General features: G+C 56.1%; 10 protein-coding genes. 4 read left to right on the top strand and 6 right to left on the bottom strand.

Annotated elements, in window-relative coordinates; genetic code table 11:
* The first annotated feature begins 6 nt into the window (after positions 1-6).
* Positions 7-861: a sterol desaturase family protein gene (locus M4951_RS16820; protein ID WP_262022809.1), complete on the top strand. Its 855-nt coding sequence runs from the start codon at positions 7-9 to the stop codon at positions 859-861.
* A gap of 7 nt (positions 862-868) precedes the next feature.
* Here M4951_RS16820 and M4951_RS16815 read toward each other — a convergent pair whose 3' ends face one another.
* The 5 genes from M4951_RS16815 to M4951_RS16795 form a co-directional block, all read right to left on the bottom strand.
* On the bottom strand, positions 869-1,690 hold the full coding sequence (locus tag M4951_RS16815) for a M48 family metalloprotease (RefSeq protein WP_262022808.1): 822 nt from the start codon (positions 1,688-1,690) through the stop codon (positions 869-871).
* 10 nt (positions 1,691-1,700) lie between these two features.
* Positions 1,701-2,804 carry a putative zinc-binding metallopeptidase gene (locus M4951_RS16810; protein WP_262022807.1) on the bottom strand — a complete coding sequence of 368 codons (1,104 nt, stop codon included), beginning with the start codon at positions 2,802-2,804 and terminating at the stop codon, positions 1,701-1,703.
* 331 nt (positions 2,805-3,135) lie between these two features.
* Positions 3,136-4,755: a hybrid sensor histidine kinase/response regulator gene (locus tag M4951_RS16805; RefSeq protein WP_262022806.1), complete on the bottom strand. Its 1,620-nt coding sequence runs from the start codon at positions 4,753-4,755 to the stop codon at positions 3,136-3,138.
* A gap of 38 nt (positions 4,756-4,793) precedes the next feature.
* Entirely contained in the window at positions 4,794-7,055 is a 2,262-nt protein-coding gene (locus M4951_RS16800) for an ATP-binding protein (RefSeq protein WP_262022805.1), read from the bottom strand.
* Positions 7,055-7,660 carry a biliverdin-producing heme oxygenase gene (locus M4951_RS16795; protein ID WP_262022804.1) on the bottom strand — a complete coding sequence of 202 codons (606 nt, stop codon included), beginning with the start codon at positions 7,658-7,660 and terminating at the stop codon, positions 7,055-7,057. Before M4951_RS16795 ends, M4951_RS16800 begins: the two co-directional genes overlap by 1 nt.
* A 355-nt stretch (positions 7,661-8,015) precedes the next feature.
* Here M4951_RS16795 and M4951_RS16790 point away from each other — a divergent pair, with 355 nt between their 5' ends.
* A complete protein-coding gene (locus M4951_RS16790; RefSeq protein WP_262022803.1) occupies positions 8,016-9,239 on the top strand; it encodes an exonuclease SbcCD subunit D in 1,224 nt (407 codons plus the stop codon).
* An 11-nt stretch (positions 9,240-9,250) separates the two neighbouring features.
* Positions 9,251-13,009, top strand: coding sequence for an AAA family ATPase (locus M4951_RS16785; RefSeq protein ID WP_262022802.1), 3,759 nt, complete (start codon positions 9,251-9,253; stop codon positions 13,007-13,009).
* A gap of 316 nt (positions 13,010-13,325) precedes the next feature.
* On the opposite strand, the gene M4951_RS16780 is transcribed toward M4951_RS16785, so the two are convergent.
* Entirely contained in the window at positions 13,326-15,320 is a 1,995-nt protein-coding gene (locus M4951_RS16780) for an ATP-dependent helicase (RefSeq protein WP_262022801.1), read from the bottom strand.
* A gap of 712 nt (positions 15,321-16,032) precedes the next feature.
* Between M4951_RS16780 and M4951_RS16775 the strand changes: the two genes are divergently transcribed.
* Positions 16,033-17,103, top strand: coding sequence for a tetratricopeptide repeat protein (locus M4951_RS16775; protein WP_262022800.1), 1,071 nt, complete (start codon positions 16,033-16,035; stop codon positions 17,101-17,103).
* The last annotated feature ends 8 nt before the right edge of the window (positions 17,104-17,111 follow it).

The raw sequence follows: 17,111 nt of genomic DNA, 5'->3' as shown, positions 1-17,111 counted from the left end.
GCTACGATGGAATACGCACTCCCCGCGATCTTGGCCGGTATCTTGGCGGGACTTTTTGTTGTCGAGCGTCTGTTGCCGTTGCGACGACAGACTCGCTCGTTTTGGCGGCGATTGTTGGTCAATCTGGTCGTCTCCGGCTTGGCGTTGTTGGTCGCGGCGCTGGTCGTGCAGCCTGCCGCTTCATGGATGATGGGTTCCGACGGTTCCCCGCTGGGCCTGTTGCAATGGGGCGAAGTTCCAGTTTGGCTGGACATTGTCGCTGGATTTTTGCTGCTGGACCTTTCGTTTTACTACTGGCACCGGCTTAATCATCGGATCGGATTCTTGTGGCGGTTTCATAATGTCCATCACATCGATCCCGATATGGACGTCTCGACCGCGTTTCGATTTCACTTTGGCGAAGTCGCTTTCTCGGCGCTGTTTCGCGTCGTCCAGGTGACGCTGATCGGCATGTCGATCGAAGCTTACCTGATTTACGAATTTGTATTTACGGCCAACACGATGTTTCACCACAGCAATGTGCGGCTACCGATTCATGTGGAACGTTGGTTGAACCTGTGCCTGGTGACGCCGCGAATGCATGGGATTCATCATTCGCAGATCGAGCAAGAAACGAACTCCAACTATTCGGTCGTGCTTCCGTGGTGGGATCGGCTGCACCGCAGTCTGCGGCTGAACGTCTCGCAAGACGAGATCAAGATCGGCGTGCCTGGTTATTCGCAGCCAGAAGATAACACCTTGTGGAGCCTGTTTCTGATGCCGTTTCGCCGTCAGCGAAATTATTGGGACTCGCCGGATGGGCAGGGCGCCAAGCAAGAAGCGTCTGCCGAACCGCAGCGGCCAAATCGATTGGCGGAATGACGCCAGCTTACGGCTTCAACCCCTTCGGCGTCCCGTCCGGATACTCTTCCTGAATCACTTGCTTGATATAGGCGACGCGATTCGCCGGTTTGGGATGCGTGCTGAGGAACTCCGGCGGGCCTTCGCCGCCGGCGCGTTCTAAGATTTCCATCACGCCGATCATTGCATGAGGATCGTAGCCAGCCAGACCCATCAAACGGACGCCCCATTGGTCCGATTCTAGTTCGTCGCCGCGACCATATTTCATCGCGACAAATTGACCAACCATCTGCGCCATCCGGGCGCTGCTGACGTCTCCACCGGCGACGCCTGCGGCTCCGGCCAGGCCTTGCGTCAGATTTTGCTTGGCCATTTGCTGAGCGCCGTGACGTGACAGGACGTGTCCCATCTCGTGGCCGAGAACGCCTGCGAGTTGACCGTCGGTTTCAAATTCTCGATAGAGAGCGGCGGTCACAAATACCTGTCCGCCGGGCAGCGCGAAAGCGTTGACCGTTTGCGGATCGGCCAGCAAATGGAACTCGAACGGAAATGGATTTTGGCGGCCTTGTTGGGCCAGGTCTCGATTGAGCGCTTGCAGCAGTTCGCCGCCGACGCGGTCAACGCGATCTTGTGCGGCTTTCTCTGGCAGTTCTCCGCCATGCTGATCGATCATCTCCGGCGCCGCTTGCAGCCCGAGCGCGATCTCTTGGTCGGTCGTCATCGCGACGCGTTGCGACTGGCCGGTGACCGGGTTTTTGTCGTTCGCCATGTAATACGAAACGATGGAGAAGAGGGCGACAATCGCCGCGATTGCGAGTCGGACCTTCCACGAACCGCGGGAATAGGCCATGGGGATAACCCTAAATTGCAGGAGAGGTTTCAGGTGACTCTGCAGATTGTGATTGCGTCGCTAATTGATGGATCAGCTTTAGCTTTTCAATCACGTCTGGAGAAAGCACAAACGGATAGCTGTCGGCCTGACCCAAACAGCGGTTAGCGCTGTTTAAGACGTGCGCCAGCGACAACCACCATTTTATCATATCATCGATCGAGACCTCTTTCGCCCTATCCGGACGAAAATTAACCCGAAGTCGCTCGTCTCGATTGTGTAGGGAAGGAATTGAAATTTCACAGGCGGAAGCCATCTCCAACGCGTCAACAACGTGCAAGTAATGAGCCCAGGTTTCGGCCCAATCTTCCCACGCATGGCTGGCCGCATACGACGAAATATAGGATTCTTGCCAGTTGTCCGGCGGCCCGGCGGAATAGTGTTTCTTGAGCGCTTCGCCGTAGTCTTGCGTTTCGTCTCCAAACAATTGGCGAAACGCTTCGAGATGCGGCGTGTCGTGAATCAAACGATCCCAGTAGTAGTGCCCAGATTCATGCCGAAAGTGCCCCAGCAATGTCCGATAAGGTTCGCCCATCGCAACGCGGCGACTCTCGCGCTCGGCGTCATCGGCTTCGGCGATGTTCAGGGTGATTAAGCCTGCGGCGTGACCGGTCAGCACTTTTTTGTTGCTCTTGGGATCATCGGCGAGAAACCGGAACGAGAGCCCGATCTCTTTGTCGGTTGTTTTGGGAATGGTCGGCAGTCCGAGCGACATCAGGGTATAAAGCAGGCGTCGCTTCGCGGTTTCGATCTTGCTCCAATGAGCTAGATTGGCCGCTTCGTATAAATTGGGGATCACCGCGGTAAACTGACAGGCGAAACAAATCGTCTGATCGCTATCGGCCGGAATCAGCCAGTTGCAAACGTTGTGTTGCACGTCGTTTTGGCAACGGCGATAGAGATCGGTGCGCGACGAATCGACCGATTTCCAGGTTTCAACGTCTTCGCCGACAGGAACGATCGTCCTTATCGACAGGGTCGTCGGATCAAACGCGAGCCGCTGCTTGCAGACAAGACACGAGTTGTTCTCGAAATAGACGAGTTCACCGCAGTCATCGCACAAAAATAGTCGCATGGCGTTTGGTTTCGCTGGGGCAGTTTCGATTGCGTGTATCGTATCGGATCACGCCGATATTACAGCGGCAATCGTACTGCATTTTTTGCGCCAAGTCGTCGAGAATGTTGTTCGCCAGCGAAGGGTGGATTAGAGGCCACGGGCTTGTTCGCTCGGTGGCAGGCGACAGATCGTGGTGGCCGTTCGGCGAGCGACGAAGCGTCCGTTTCGGCGGTACCGAGCTTTGGCTTGGCTTCCGGCTTTGGGGTATTGGATAAAATCGGGGCTCAGTCAGATCGCGGGGCGATCGTTTTGCAAGTCGCGAACCGTACCTTAGCGGCATCGACGACTCTCATTTCGTTCTCGGCAAGTGAGACGGAAATAGCATCGCGCCAACTTTCGAGAGTAGTTCGCTACGATCGAATGGTTTGGATACATACTCGTTGCATCCGGCCGCTTCACAGCGCTGGCGATCTCCGGCCATCGCTGATGCGGTGATCGCGACAATCGGGGTCGAATGTCCCATTTCCCGCAGTTTTCGGACAGCGGTATAACCATCCATGACCGGCATTTGCATGTCCATCAGGATCAATTGATAGTCGTCGCCCGATTCCTGCGCCAACAGGATTTCCTGAATCGCATCTTCTCCATTCGAGACGAAGAAAAGCTTCGCTTCGGTCCGTTCCAGCATGCGGCGGAGGAGGAATTGGTTGGCTGGCGTATCCTCGGCAACGAGGATGCGCAGCGATTGCCAGTCCGCTTCCTCGACTGGAAGATAGGTGGGTTTAGGCGGGGGCGAGGAGGCTTCGCTCGCTTCGACGACCGGCAATGTAAGTCGAAAGCGGCTGCCGACGCCGAATTCGGATTCGACCGAAAGTTCGCCTCCCAAGAGGGTGGCGATCTCGCGACTGATGGGGAGTCCCAGCCCTACGCCTTGTTGTTGCCGGCGAATATCTTCGGCGACTTGGACAAAGGGTTCAAAAATGGTTGTCAAGCGATCGGGAGGAATTCCAATTCCTGTATCGATAACCTCGAAGATGGCCTGCTTTTCACTGTCATTCGTTTGGTAATCAACGGTGACGAGAATCTCTCCTTGATTGTTGAATTTGATCGCGTTGCCGATCAGATTGAGGAGAATCTGCCGGATCCGGATCGGATCGGTCATCATGCGCGGAGGGGGCGATTTCACTTCTAGCCGAAGCGACAGTCCCTCATCGGCCGCTCGATAACGCAGCAGATTACAAAGACTGGCTGCGATCTCCGCTACATTCGATTCTGCTAAGTCGATCGTGATCCCACCGGCTTCAATTTTGGCGAGATCGAGGATGTCATTCAGCAACTCATGCAGGTGACGCCCATTTTCGGCAATCATCGCAAGCATTTGCTGACGATCATCATTCGTCGGATTCTCTTGCAGCAATTCGGTCATTCCCAGAATTGCAGTCAGCGGATTCCGCAGTTCGTGACTCATCGTTGCGAGAAAGTGCGATTTGGCGCGATTTGCGGCATCTGCGCGATTGCGAGATTCTTCCGCTTCGATTTCGCTGGCGATCGTCCTTTCCAGCAGCCGGTGCCGCTCCATTGCATTATTAGCGACATGCGGAAGCAGTTCGGGCGTAACCATCGACTTTAAGAAGAACTCTTGTATTCCATGTTGCAGGGGATCCAAAGCGTGCGGTGATATTTCGCTGCTAGTAAGCAAGACGACCGGGACCGGCGGAATGCGATGCTCGCCTTGTAACTGCTCGACGAACTCGACCCCATTCATGTCGGGAAGGCGCCAATCGAGGATGATTAGTTCGAACGGCGTTTCGGCCTCTCGAAATGTCCGCAACCCTTTTTCCCCATTGTCCATTTCCACCAATTCGTAACGTTGCGTACGATCCGAACGGAGTGCAAGACGCACCATTTCTCGGTCCTGGGGATTGTCGTCCACAATCAGTACTCGGCGAATCGTCGAAGCCTTGGGCATTTTACTCATGAGTAGGTAGGTAGGAAGCGATCAAACGCTTACTTCAGTCCAAGGGTAAAGTAGAAAGTTGAACCTCTCTCGGATGTTGATTCCAACCAAATCGTTCCGCAGTGACGTTCGATCACTTTTTTGACAATCGTGAGACCTGCTCCTGAGCCGCCGCCAAATTCGTGCGGAGAATGGAGACGCTTAAAGATTTCAAAAATTTGCGACTGATCTTTCGGCGCTACGCCGATGCCATTGTCGCGGACAAAGTAGATGGTTTGACCTCGTATCGCCGCCGGTGCGCTGGCGTCTGCGATTGTAGCCCCGGCCTGAACGATCTTCGGTTCGCTTTCATTGTATTTAGCGGCATTGCTGAACAAATTGCAATAAATTTCTCGGATGCACATGAAATCGGCGATCGTTTCCGGCATCGCTTCAATTGTCAGCTGCACCTTGTTTGGGGGATAACTTCCCCAGACCATCTCGGCCGCTTCCTGGGCGACTGTCGTCATCTCGACCGTCTCTATCGCCAGATCGCCGCGGCCAGCACGCGACATGCGCAGCAGCCCTTCCAGGAGTTCGTCAAGCCGGCCGCGGGAACGCAGGATCGCTTGAAAGCGATCCTTTTCCGGGCTCGTGAGAGGTCGTTCTAGCTGCGTCTCAAACATTTTGATCGCCTGGTGCAAACTCCGTAATTGTTCGCGTAAATCATGCGAAGCGGCGAAAGCGAAACTGTCGAGATCTGCGTTGATCCGCGAGAGTTCCGCGTTGACGCGAGTCAGCTCGATGGCGCGGCGTCCCAGCAGTTCGACAAGTCCGTTATGTAATTCCAACGCCATGTCGCGATCGATCGTCGACCACCTGCGGGATTGATTGCGAACCGTTTCGCGCCACGTCTCGAACGACTTCCGCGGTGACAGGCGAATCCCTGCCGCAGTCTTGGTCGCTTCTTTTTGCGGTTTACCCGCCCAGGAGACTTCATGCGCATACTCGGGGCGGAAAAACAGGATGACATCCTGCGGGTGTTCACCCAGAGAAATCGCCAAAACGCCGGCAATTCCGTCGCCGATCGATTCCATGGTTGGAAAATCAGCTGTTAGTGAATGGCTGTGAAGTAGTGGGCCATTCACCGCGGTTGTGACCTGTTGGATCAAGGGAGCCGCCGCATCCAGGGCAGGGGCGATTCTCCCGTTTGCCAAGATTTCACCATTCAGGCAGATGATGACTCCATCGGCGTCGACAATTTCGCGCATCGTCGGCAGCGCCGCTTCGACTCCTGCTCGAAATGACTCACCGGTGGCGACGATCCGTAACGTCTGATGAAGCGCCTCGCGGCGGTCACGATAAACCAGGCTCTCCATGGCCAGTTGACGAGATGCGAGATAAGCGCCCGCAGCGACGCCGATCAACTCGCATGCGTCGCGAACTTCGAGCGATAGATTTCGGGGCTCATAGTGATGACAAGCGATCATTCCCCAGAGAACCCCTCCTTGCAGAATGGAGATCGACATCGAAGCTGCGACCCCCATATTTCGCAAGTATTCTATATGAATCGGCGAAACGCTGCGAAAATAACTGAAGGTCAAGTCCAATGGCCGTTGCGCGGCGGAATCGGAAAATGCCTGGATGGGAATCGGTTCGGCATGGATATCCGCAATCAGGCGGACAGTGTTCAGCTGGTACAGGCGTCGCGCTTGTTGTGGGATGTCAGTCGCCGGGTAGTGCAAGCCGAGAAAGGGTTCCAATTTATTCTCGGCCGCTTCTCCGACGACGGCGCCATGCCCATCTTCCAGGAACCGATAGATCATCACGCGATCGAAACCGCTTAATGATTTAATTTGCCAAGCGATTGCGGAATACAATTCTTCCATCGTCTGGCAGGCTTGCATTCGATGCGTCGCCGTCTTCAGGAGGCGTGGAAGTTTTGCAATTGCACGACTGTGGATTTTGTCGAAGGGCGCAATCTCGATTTCCAGCAAAAGCATCCCGTCATGCAGATGCGCCGCCGCCGTATGGCGGACATCTTTCTGGCCAATTGTCGCGCCGCCATCGATCGGCATAACGACCGCGGGCGCTTCCTGTGAGATTTGGCGGATCGCAGCTGCGGTGCGTGGGTCAAAAAGCGAATCTGGCGTCGCCTCGGCAGTCACTTTTTGCTCAAGCAATTGCTCCGCGTTCTGGCTCCAATATCGCAATGTGAGAGATTGGGGATCGAAGGCGAGCAACACGCCATGCGGTTGTATTGTCCCAGGGATATGGATCGGCTCGCGATCGCAATTATCCAGATCAACATTTACATGGGGTTGAACGTTCACTAGCGGAACTCGCTGAGTTGATCTCCAAAGATTGCAAAGGTCCTCGCGGCGGCATCAGCCGCTTCTTCGATCTGCTTCTCTTCTGTAAGCACCGCATCAAGCCAACTTGTCACAGCTCCCCAATGCGAGCCAGTTTGCTTACCGTATCCGTAGAGGTACTTGCCGCCGTTGTCAGCGGAGATATGCAGGCGCTCGTCCAATGATTTCGCCAGGATCGCCCCTCCCATGGCCGAGCCTTCCAAGACATAGGCGACGCCTGCTGCTTTTGCGAGCGTATCGACGAAATCAAAGTCCGCCGCTTGCGTGCTGCTTAGCCGAGAAGGGGGGGAATCTCCCAGGTTTTGCAAATCCTCTTCTAGCCATGCCGCGGTTCGGCGCTTGGAGACCCATTCGGGTTTCAGATGCACAAGTTGGCGATCGATCGCTGCATCTGCGGGAATTACGATCCGCAGCATTGCTAGCAGGAATCGCTGATAGGACGCACGAGAGGAGAAAACTTGATCCCAATGAAGCTGAGACTCGGTTTGTTGATGGAGCTGCTGCGTGCTCGAGCGCAATCGATCACGAGCGCGCACTACTTTGGAGTCATTCGGGGGCATTTTCATTTTTATCATCCGGATTGCTCATCTGCCGCACCCCCGACGGCACGGTGTCGATCCCCAAACGGATCTACATGCTAAAAAAGGCTGTATCGCAGTTTGTCTGCGATGAGCGGAATTAGACAGATGATTGCTTAGCTAGCCAGTCAAAATGCCGGCAAACAGCGGCCCCTATTATCGTAAGTCTATGCAGAGCGTCAATGGTTGCGCTATGTCGGTTGGGGAACTATCGTTTCTTTGACGAAAAGAATCCGGATAGGCGGATTTTTCAAATTCCGCTAAACTGCCCGAATAGGTAGGCGCCAGCACTGAATTGCTGGCGACCATATCGACAGTAATTCGCGCAAGGAGGCGCAACAATATGACTCCAGGTGCGTCGTTCCGCTTTCTTCAATCGGGCGACTTCCATCTCGATCAGCCGCTCGGAGGGCTTCCCTCAGTTCCGGATCATTTGCGCACTCTCTTTTGCGAGGCGCCACGTCGCGCTGCGCAGCAAGTGGTCGAAACGGCGATGTTGCACGAGGTCGATTTCGTCGTTCTGACCGGTGATTTGCTCGATCCGCGGCTCTCCAGCCCGCGTACGATCGGCTGCTTGTTGGAAATGTTTGAGCAACTTGATACTGCCGGTATTAACGTCTACTGGGCTGGCGGCGAAGCCGATCCTCCTTCGCGTTGGCCTTCGTCGGTGGCGCTGCCCCGCAATGTTCACATCTTCCGACCTGGCCTGCCCCAAACCGTCCACTTTGAGCAAGATGGCGAAGCGATCGCCGCGATTATTGGCCAGGCCAACTCTGGCGGAGAAATCCGGATCGGTGAGTTTCGCCCCTCCGCTGCCGGCTTGTTCACCATCGCCGTCGCCTATGGCGAAGTCGAAGATGGCGCGATCAGCCGCCACGATATTCCGTATTGGGCGCTCGGCGGCGAAGAGATGCGCAAGAAGCATCGCACTGCGCCGAAATTCGCCATCCACTCTGGCTCACCGCAAGGTCGCCGTCCGCTGCACGTTGGTCAACGCAGCTGCACTGTGGTCGAAGTCAACGAAGCCGGCGAGATCTCGACCGACGCGATCGCGACCGATGTCGTCCGCTGGCAAAGCGAACTGGTGGAGATCGCCAATTGCGAGTCACCGGAAGAGTTGGAAAAGGTGCTGAAAAATCGGATGCGGACGCTCGTCTCGGGCAAAGGACGCCGACAGTTGTTGGTGGACTGGCGAGTGATTATTGAAGGAAATGCGTCGAAAAAGTTGATGGCCGAATCGTTGTGGCAGCACACGATCGACGTGCTGAACAAAGAGTTTGGCGGCGAAGAGTCGGGCGCCTGGACCCATGAATTAACGATTGAATCGGCGTCGGTCATTCCCGAGGCCTGGTATCAAGAACAAACCATCTGCGGCGACTTTTTGCGGCTGACGCGCGAATTGCTTGCTGACCCCGATATCCCCATTGAATTGACCGAGTTATTAGGCGAAGACCGTCGCGGCACGCAGTTGTCCGAAGCGGTGCAGATTGAAACCAGGGAAGTTCGTCGTAAGGCGCTGCATGAAGCCCGCCGCATGGGTGTCCAAGCCTTGCGGATCGACGACTAGGAGCCGCCAACGTGCAATTAAATCAAGTCAATATCGATGGTTTCGGCGTTTGGCGTGGGCTACGTATCGAAGAGCTCTCGCCGACGGTAACCGTCTTTTTCGGGCATAACGAAGCGGGCAAAAGCACGCTGCTCAACTTCCTGCGGACGATGCTGTATGGCATCGATCTGTCGGAAGAGCGCCGCTATTTGCCGCCGGTCAACGGCGGACAGCCCGGCGGTTCGCTCAACATCCGCGGCACGCTCGGTCGGTTTCAAGTGGTGCGTCTGTGGGACGAACGGACGTTTGAAGAAAACGCCTGGATTGTGGCCCCAGACGGTTCGCGGCAAAGTCGGACGCAATTGGAAGCGTTGCTGGAAGGGGTCGATCGCTATACCTACAACAATATCTTCGCCGTCGGTCTCCGTGAAATTCAATTGCTGGCGACGCTCGACGACAGTCACGCCGCTCAGAAGATCTACGAACTGACCAGCGGTTTGGATCGCATTTCGTTGGCCGAAGTGGTTCGTCGGCTCGAAATTTCCCGCGAAGCCCTGATTTCGCATGATGGGGCCGACTGCATCATCGATCAGCTGCTTGACCAGCACGTATCGCTCAAAAAAGAAGTCGAAGAACAGCGGACCGCGACCCAGCAATGGGGCCAAGTGCTGCAACAGCAGCGCAGCGCCGCCGTGCAGATAGAGCAACAGCAGCAGAAATCGGTCGCGATTACCGAACGCACTGAATTTATCGAATTGGCCGAAGATCTGCGCAGCGAAATCGAACGTCGCGAGTCTCTGACGGCCAAGATCGACGAAGCTGGCGAGATCCCCGATGTCGCCGAAGAGAGTTTGAACCAACTCAACCAATTGCGAGAACGAGTCGCGCGGCGCAAAGGACGCTGCACCGAATTGCGGTCGCAGTATAAAGCGCTCTTCACCGAGCACGAGTCGATCCCGCTCAATCGCGAACTCTCGCGACATGCGGCGCGTGTTGACGCGCTCGGCGAACAACGTCACTGGATCGTCGCGATTCGCAAGCAGATCTCCGGCGTTCAGGAAGAGATCGAAGACGTCCAGCGCGAGATCGAAGCGGCTTGGGAGAACACCGGCGTAACGCTCGGCCAAGGCCGACGTCCTGATCTGACTCCCAAGCAATTGAAATCGCTCAAAGCGCCGATGCAGACGCTTGAGCAAGAGATTCATCGTCACGAAGAGTCGAAGCGAACCGTCTCGTCGCACGAAGATGAACTTGAGTCGGCGCAAACCGAGGTCGATAAATCGCTCGCCAATCTAGGCGAAGATGACCTGAGTGTCGCAATCGACAAAGCAGGCGAACTGGTCAACCTACTTCGCCGCCGCATTCAGGTTGAAGAAAAGATCGACAAGCTGGAGTTCCAGCGTCGCGAGGCCGAAATCGAATCGGCCGATCTGCTCGAAAATCAGATTCTGCCTCGGCCGTTGTTGGCCTTGCTTGGTCTGACTTTCTCGGTAGGCGTGTTGTTGATTTTGCTCTTTATTTTTGGCGCCGCGATCAGCATCCCCGAGATTTCAGGGACGCTTCCCTTGTTTGGTTGCGTCTTCATCTTCGGTGTTATCTTTACGAAGGTGACGATGGAGCGATCGGTCAAGCAAAACCTCAGCGGAGTGAAGCGACAGTTTGAACTGGTCAACGTTCAACTGCACAAAGCGGTCGAAGAACGAGACGAATTTGATCAAGTGCTGCCGAAAGGGGGCGGGCCGCTGGTCGCTCGTCTGCAATCGGCCGAAGATCATCTGGCTCATCTAGAAGGGCTCATTCCGCTCGGCAATCGAGCCGGCGAAGCGAAGCAAAAGAGCGACTACGCGTCGAAGACGATTCAAGACGCCGAGCACGCGGTCAACAATGCTCGCCGTCGTTGGCGCGACGCGCTGCGGGCGTTGGACCTGCCTGATGATTTGCAGCCTGACCGGATCAAGGTCTTGGCTCGCATCCTGGCCCACATCCACGAAAAGCGGAAAGATTTGAAGTCGCTGCAAGATCAAGAGAAGCAGCGCACCGATGAACTGCACGCGGTCGAATCACGCATCACGCAGTTGGCCGGTGAGCTGGGTTTGAAGAACGCGAAGGATGGCCTGGAGCAACTCGATCGCCTGCAGTCCGAACTAGAGCGCCAGCAGAACCAATCGGAACTGCGCACCGATCTGCGGGGCCGCGCCCAAAAGATCAAAGATGAGTTCAAAAAGACCGCCGGCGAAATGCGCAAAGCGGCCAAACAGCGCCAAGAGATCCTGGACGAAGCAGGCGTCGAAGACGAAGAGGGCTATCGCAAACTGCTCGACAAGGCGAACCGGATCAACGGCTTGCTGTTAGACCTGGAAGAAGTCGAAGAGAAGATTGTCGCCAAACTGGGCGCCGCATCGCTGGAGACGGTCGAAGAGTTCCTGGCGGAACTATCGGCCGCCGATGCCGAGAAGGAACTGGCCGAACTTCTGCAAGAGTTTGAGCAAACGCAACGCAGCCTAAAGGAGGGCTACGAGCGTAGCGGCGAATTGAAAGCTCAGCTGGAATCGCTGGAAGAAAACGATCGCCTTTGTTTGGCCCAGTTAGAGCTGAACGAAGTGAGCACGCAGATCGAACAAGCGATCGAACGTTGGCAGTCGCTCGCCGTGACGGCCAACATTCTCGATCAAATTCGCCGCATCTACGAAACGCAGCGTCAGCCCGAAACGCTGAAGATGGCGTCGATCTTCATGGAAAAACTGTCGCTCAGCAAGTATGTCCGCATCTGGACGCCGCTCAGCGAAAACACGCTCTATGTCGAAGACGCCAAAGGACGATCGAAGTCGCTCGAACACTTGAGCGAAGGTACCCGCGAGCAGGTCTTCCTCAGCGTTCGTCTGGCGTTGGTTCGCACTTTTGCTCGCCAAGGTCGCGTGCTGCCGGTGATCTTGGACGACGTCATGGTCAACTTTGACTCGAAACGTTGTAAAGCGACCGCCGAAGTGCTGATGAGCTTCGCCAACGAAGGGCATCAAACGCTCGTCTTCACCTGTCACGAACATATCATGGAGATCTTCCAGAACCTGGGCGGCGATGTTCGCGTGCTGCCGCAAGTGACCGGCGTTTGCCGTCCCGAGCCAGCCCGTTTGCCCGCGCCGGTTGCGGAAGAAGTTGTCGAGGAAGTCGTCGAGCCGGAACCAATCGCCGAAGAGCCGATCATCGTTCCTCCGGTCGTCAAGAAGCCGCCGTTCAAAGTAGTGCTGCCGATCATCCCGTATCTGGAAGTGTATCCGCTCACCAACAGCATCAAGCCGAAGCCGAAACCAGTTGTCGAAGAGGACCTGTCGCTGGCCGATCGCGGCCCGATCGTCGAGCCTGAGTCGTTGCCGATTCAACTGATCGACGCCGAGTACTATCTCGAGCGGAGCGAGCACGAAGAACCAGAGCCGGTCTTCGACCTGGTTCCGAACGCCGATTACCAGCTGAAAGATGCGGCCGAAGTCGACATGGTCAGCATCGCACTGGACGACCTCTGGGAGGAACCGGAGCCGTCGATCCAAAGCATCGAGATTCCGCTGCCGGTCGTCGCGCTGCCGGAAGTCGTCGATCTGGTGATCGAAGTGAAGTCCGAACCAGAACCGCAACCGGAAATGATCGTCGTCGAACCAGAGCCGGAGCCTACTCCGCCGAAACGTCCTCTCCCGTCCGATAACGAATTCGGCTGGGACTCCCCAAAAATCTGGTGGGAAGGGCATCCCGATCTGGATCCGGCCTTGTTACGGAAAAAACGACAAGAAGGGGCAGCGTAGGCAGCGGTATCAATTGTGAACCAAGCCCCACTTTCTTCGTAGCCCGAAGCGCGCGTTTTGAGATTGCGCTATTTGGCAATTCAGGAAGTGTTGAACACGGGTAAAGCACGATAAAACAGGGTCTGAATCCACCGAAAATCGTCACACTAGCCCGCCAGCGCCAGCGAGGGAATAGAGTTGGCGATCCTAACACGGATTGAAGTGGCGAACCGTATTCCCTCGCTGGCGCTGGCGGGCTAGTGTTCGATTGATTCGAAATAGCGCAACCTCAAAACTCGCGCGTCGGGCTGCGAAGAATATTACGTCTGCAATGCTCCTAAGCCCGCTTGCCGGCGCTCTTCACGCGATCGCGCGGCGACTTCGCCATTTGGGCCGACTTTGCGGCGTTCTCGGCCTGGCCGGTGATTTCATATAAGAACCGGCTGGTGTCGGTCGGGCGTGGTTTTCCCCATCGCTTGCGCGAGGTCGCCAGCGAGAAGGTCAAGCGATCTTGGGCCCGGGTAATGCCGACGTAACAAAGTCGGCGTTCTTCTTCGACCGCCGCTCCTTCTTCTTTCACGCTGCGCGCGTGCGGCAAAATTCCTTCTTCCATGCCGACCAGATAAACGTTTGGAAACTCCAGTCCCTTGGCCGCGTGCAGCGTCATCAAGACGACGCCGTTTCGCTGCAGTTGCTTTTCCTTTTCGTTGTCAAAGTCGCCGCCAGAAAGGGCCGAGTCGTCCAAGAATCCGCCGAGCGTCGGTTTCTTCTTGTTCGTTTCAAAGGCGCTGACGGCGTTGACCACCTGCTCGATCGCCATCTCGCGCGACTCGCGATCGTTCGGATCGGGATAGAGTCGTTCCAACTCTTTTTGATAGCGAATGTCGCCGATCAGCGAACGGACGACGTGCGACATCGGTTCGGTCTCGAAACGCTTCTGATAACGGCGAATCAGGGCAGAAAAGTCAATCACCGCGTTGGCCGCGTTTTCCGAGATATTTCGGATCGAACGTACCTTCGGAAAGACTTCCCACAACGGTACGCCTTCGGTCACCGCCGTGTCCATCAGCGTTTTGACCGTCTGTTGTCCGATGCCGCGGGGCGGAGTGTTTAAGATTCGGAGCAGCGAAACTTCGTCAATCGGCGAATGGATCACCTTCAGGTAAGAGATTAAATCGCGGACTTCTTTCCGATCAAAGAACGACATGCCGCCGATCAAAATGTACGGAATTTTCATACTTCGCAACTGTTGCTCGAACGCGCGCGGCTGCTCGTTAGTTCGAAACAAGATCGCAAAATCGCGAGGTTCAAATTCTGGTTCTGACAACTTCCGAGCAATATCTTTGACGACTTCTTCGGCCTCTTTTTCTTCGTCTTTGAATTGCCAAATCTGCGGGCGTTCGCCGCCGAAGCGAGCCGCTTCGAGATCTTTGTCGTAGCGTGTTGAATTGAACTGAATCAGGCGATTCGCCAGTTCCAGGATCGCGGCGGTGCAGCGATAGTTGTCTTTCAGATAAATGACCTTGGCTTCGGGCCAGTCATGCTGAAAGCGGAGGATGTGCTGCACTTCGGCGCCGCGCCACGAGTAGATCGATTGATCGTCGTCGCCGACCACGCACAGATTACGGTGCGCTTCGGCCAGACCGCGGACAATTCGATACTGGCTGCCGTTGGTGTCTTGGTATTCGTCGATCATCAAGTGATCAAATTGCGACGCTTCTTCGTCGCGGATGTCGTCATGCTCGGTGAACAACTCTTCGGTCAGCAGCAACAGATCGTCAAAGTCGACCGCGCCGCAGGTTTTCAGCGTGTTTTGGTAACGGCGGTAGGCCATCGCCGAGAGATGCTCTTTGTCGGTCTGCGCGTGTCCAACCGCTTCCGCTGGGCGAATCCCGGCGGTCTTCCAGCGGCTGATGTTGTTCAGCGCGTCGCCGGGGCGAAGCGATTCGTTGGCGACACGGATTTCGCGCAGCGCGGCGCGAATGACCGATTCTTGGTCGCCGCGATCATAAATCGCAAATTTCAGCGGATAGCCCAAACGATTGATATGCCGTCGCAAGACGCGGACGCAATGCGAGTGAAACGTTGACACGACCGGTTGCTCGGTCCCCTTTTTTCCGAGCAATTCGAGTGCGCGTTCGCGCATTTCGGCGGCCGCTTTATTGGTGAAGGTCACCGCCAAGATACGACTCGGCCGAACCCCATGTTTGATGAGATTCGCGATCCGAAACGTCACGACGCGGGTTTTGCCGCTGCCGGCGCCCGCCAAGACGAGCATCGGGCCCGAAAGCGTGTTGACCGCGTCAAGTTGGGCCTGATTAAGTCCGCTCACGGAGTCCGTACTTCCTTGCACCGAGAGAGCTAAAAGCGATGGGTTACTAGCCGACGCTGGGTTGTTCGTCAGTCCTGAAAGATCGTAATTTGCAAGACGCGGTTTCCGCAACCGGGCCCCTCGTCGTATGGCAAGATTGAGGTGGGGTATTTGCGAAGCTTGCGAGAAGTAACGAGCGGAGCAGGGCAAGGCCACCGATTTTTCATAGTTGGACACGGTAAGAATCCATGTGCGTCCGACGACCCGACATAGGACCGGACCGCGGCATTTTTATCAACCTACCCAAATTGCCTGGGTGTTAAATTGGGTAGCTTGGTGGCCGCGTCTTGAGATGCAAATTGTCAAAGAGCGTCGAAGCCAACTGGAGATACTGACTCGTGATCGAGCCAGCGTCCGGCAGATTCGTGAGGAGCGCCAATTTCCTCTTCGCCGTACGGCAATCGACCACGCTTCCGTGCGTTTTGTCAACGAACAATCTTCGCCGCAGGCAATTGTCCAAGTTAGCGACTGCGGTTTAGGGGGCCGAATCCGTTGCGAAACCAGGCGAACTGCGAGCTTCGGGCGAGACGTCCATGCTAGCGCCGCCGGCGACTCGGTCTTGACGCCCCTTGCGCAGCGCTTCTATATTCACGGTTTGGACTCTAAATCTAAGCGTCGGTTACTGTTAAGTAGCCTTCCACTCCTTTGACCCCGCAACCCCTGCAACTTCGTCATGAAAAGCGAACGCCGCCACGAACTTCAGAAAAACGAGCTGGAGCAAGTTCTCGAAAAGGGGATGGAGCAGATGGGCCCGCAGGCCAAGGTCCTCGCCGGCGTCGCGATTGCGGTGGTCGTTGCGGTGCTTGCGGTGATATGGTTCCAGTGGCAGAGCAAGCTTGCTCGGGCCAGCGGGTGGGGAGAGCTATTCACCGCTTCGGCGATGATGTCGCAGCAGGATGGCAAAATGACGCCGGCTCTCGAATCCGTCGGCAGCGCCTATCATGGTCGTCCGGCTGGCGCTTGGGCCGAGTTGTTCCTGGGCTACGATCTTTATCGCCAAGGGTTGGAAAAGAATTTCACGCAGCCTGACGACGCGAAACTCGACCTGGAGCGATCGATCAAAGCGTTCCAGAACGCGGAAAAAGCGGCGGACGTTCCTGAACTGAAACAACGCGCCCTATGGGGAATTGGTCAGTCGAGTGAAGTGATTGCGACCGACGAAAGCCTGAAAACCGCCATCTCGACTTACGAGAAGCTATCGACCCAATGGCCCGATTCACCGTTTGGCGAGTGGGCTGGGGATCGTTTGAAAATGCTTCAAGATAAGAACGTCGAACAGTTCTACGCTTGGTTCCGTGATCAAGATTTCGCACCCAAGGCTTCGCCGACTTCCGGCATTTTCAACCAAGATCTGCCGAGCGATCCGAACCTGACCTTGCCGTCGCGCGATGCGTTGACCCGACCTGGGGATACCACCGGCAGGATGGATTCGTCGATCAACTTGCTCCCCTCTTCCGGTTTGCCGCAGCCGGGCGAAGGAGATTTGATGCCGAAGTCGGATGCCCCTGCGACTGACACGCCGGCCGAGTCGTCGGCGCCGAGCGCTCCGCCGACCGCGGAAGAAAAGTCAGCCGCTGAGAAACCGGCGGCGCCTGCTGCTGAAGAAAAGCCGGCTGCTGAAGCTCCCAAGACGGAACCGGCCAAGGAAGCTCCGGCTAAGACGGAAGAGAAGCCTGCCGCCGAAGCTCCGGCTGCGACTGAACCGGCCAAAGAAGAATCGCCAGCCGCCGAGTCAGGCGAATAGCCGCAGAC

This window comes from Blastopirellula sp. J2-11 (assembly GCF_024584705.1).
Classification (GTDB): domain Bacteria; phylum Planctomycetota; class Planctomycetia; order Pirellulales; family Pirellulaceae; genus Blastopirellula.
The sequence above is the reverse complement of the archived record's forward strand: the minus strand, read 5'-3'. Positions and strand labels throughout refer to the sequence as shown.

Bases quoted from the DNA above. Each gene is read 5' to 3' on its own strand.
- M4951_RS16820 (WP_262022809.1), top strand. From the start codon at position 7: ATGGAATACGCACTCCCCGCGATCTTGGCCGGTATCTTGGCGGGACTT.
- M4951_RS16815 (WP_262022808.1), bottom strand. From the start codon at position 1,690: ATGGCCTATTCCCGCGGTTCGTGGAAGGTCCGACTCGCAATCGCGGCG.
- M4951_RS16790 (WP_262022803.1), top strand. From the start codon at position 8,016: ATGACTCCAGGTGCGTCGTTCCGCTTTCTTCAATCGGGCGACTTCCAT.
- M4951_RS16795 (WP_262022804.1), bottom strand. From the start codon at position 7,660: ATGAAAATGCCCCCGAATGACTCCAAAGTAGTGCGCGCTCGTGATCGA.
- M4951_RS16775 (WP_262022800.1), top strand. From the start codon at position 16,033: ATGAAAAGCGAACGCCGCCACGAACTTCAGAAAAACGAGCTGGAGCAA.
- M4951_RS16805 (WP_262022806.1), bottom strand. From the start codon at position 4,755: ATGCCCAAGGCTTCGACGATTCGCCGAGTACTGATTGTGGACGACAAT.
- M4951_RS16810 (WP_262022807.1), bottom strand. From the start codon at position 2,804: ATGCGACTATTTTTGTGCGATGACTGCGGTGAACTCGTCTATTTCGAG.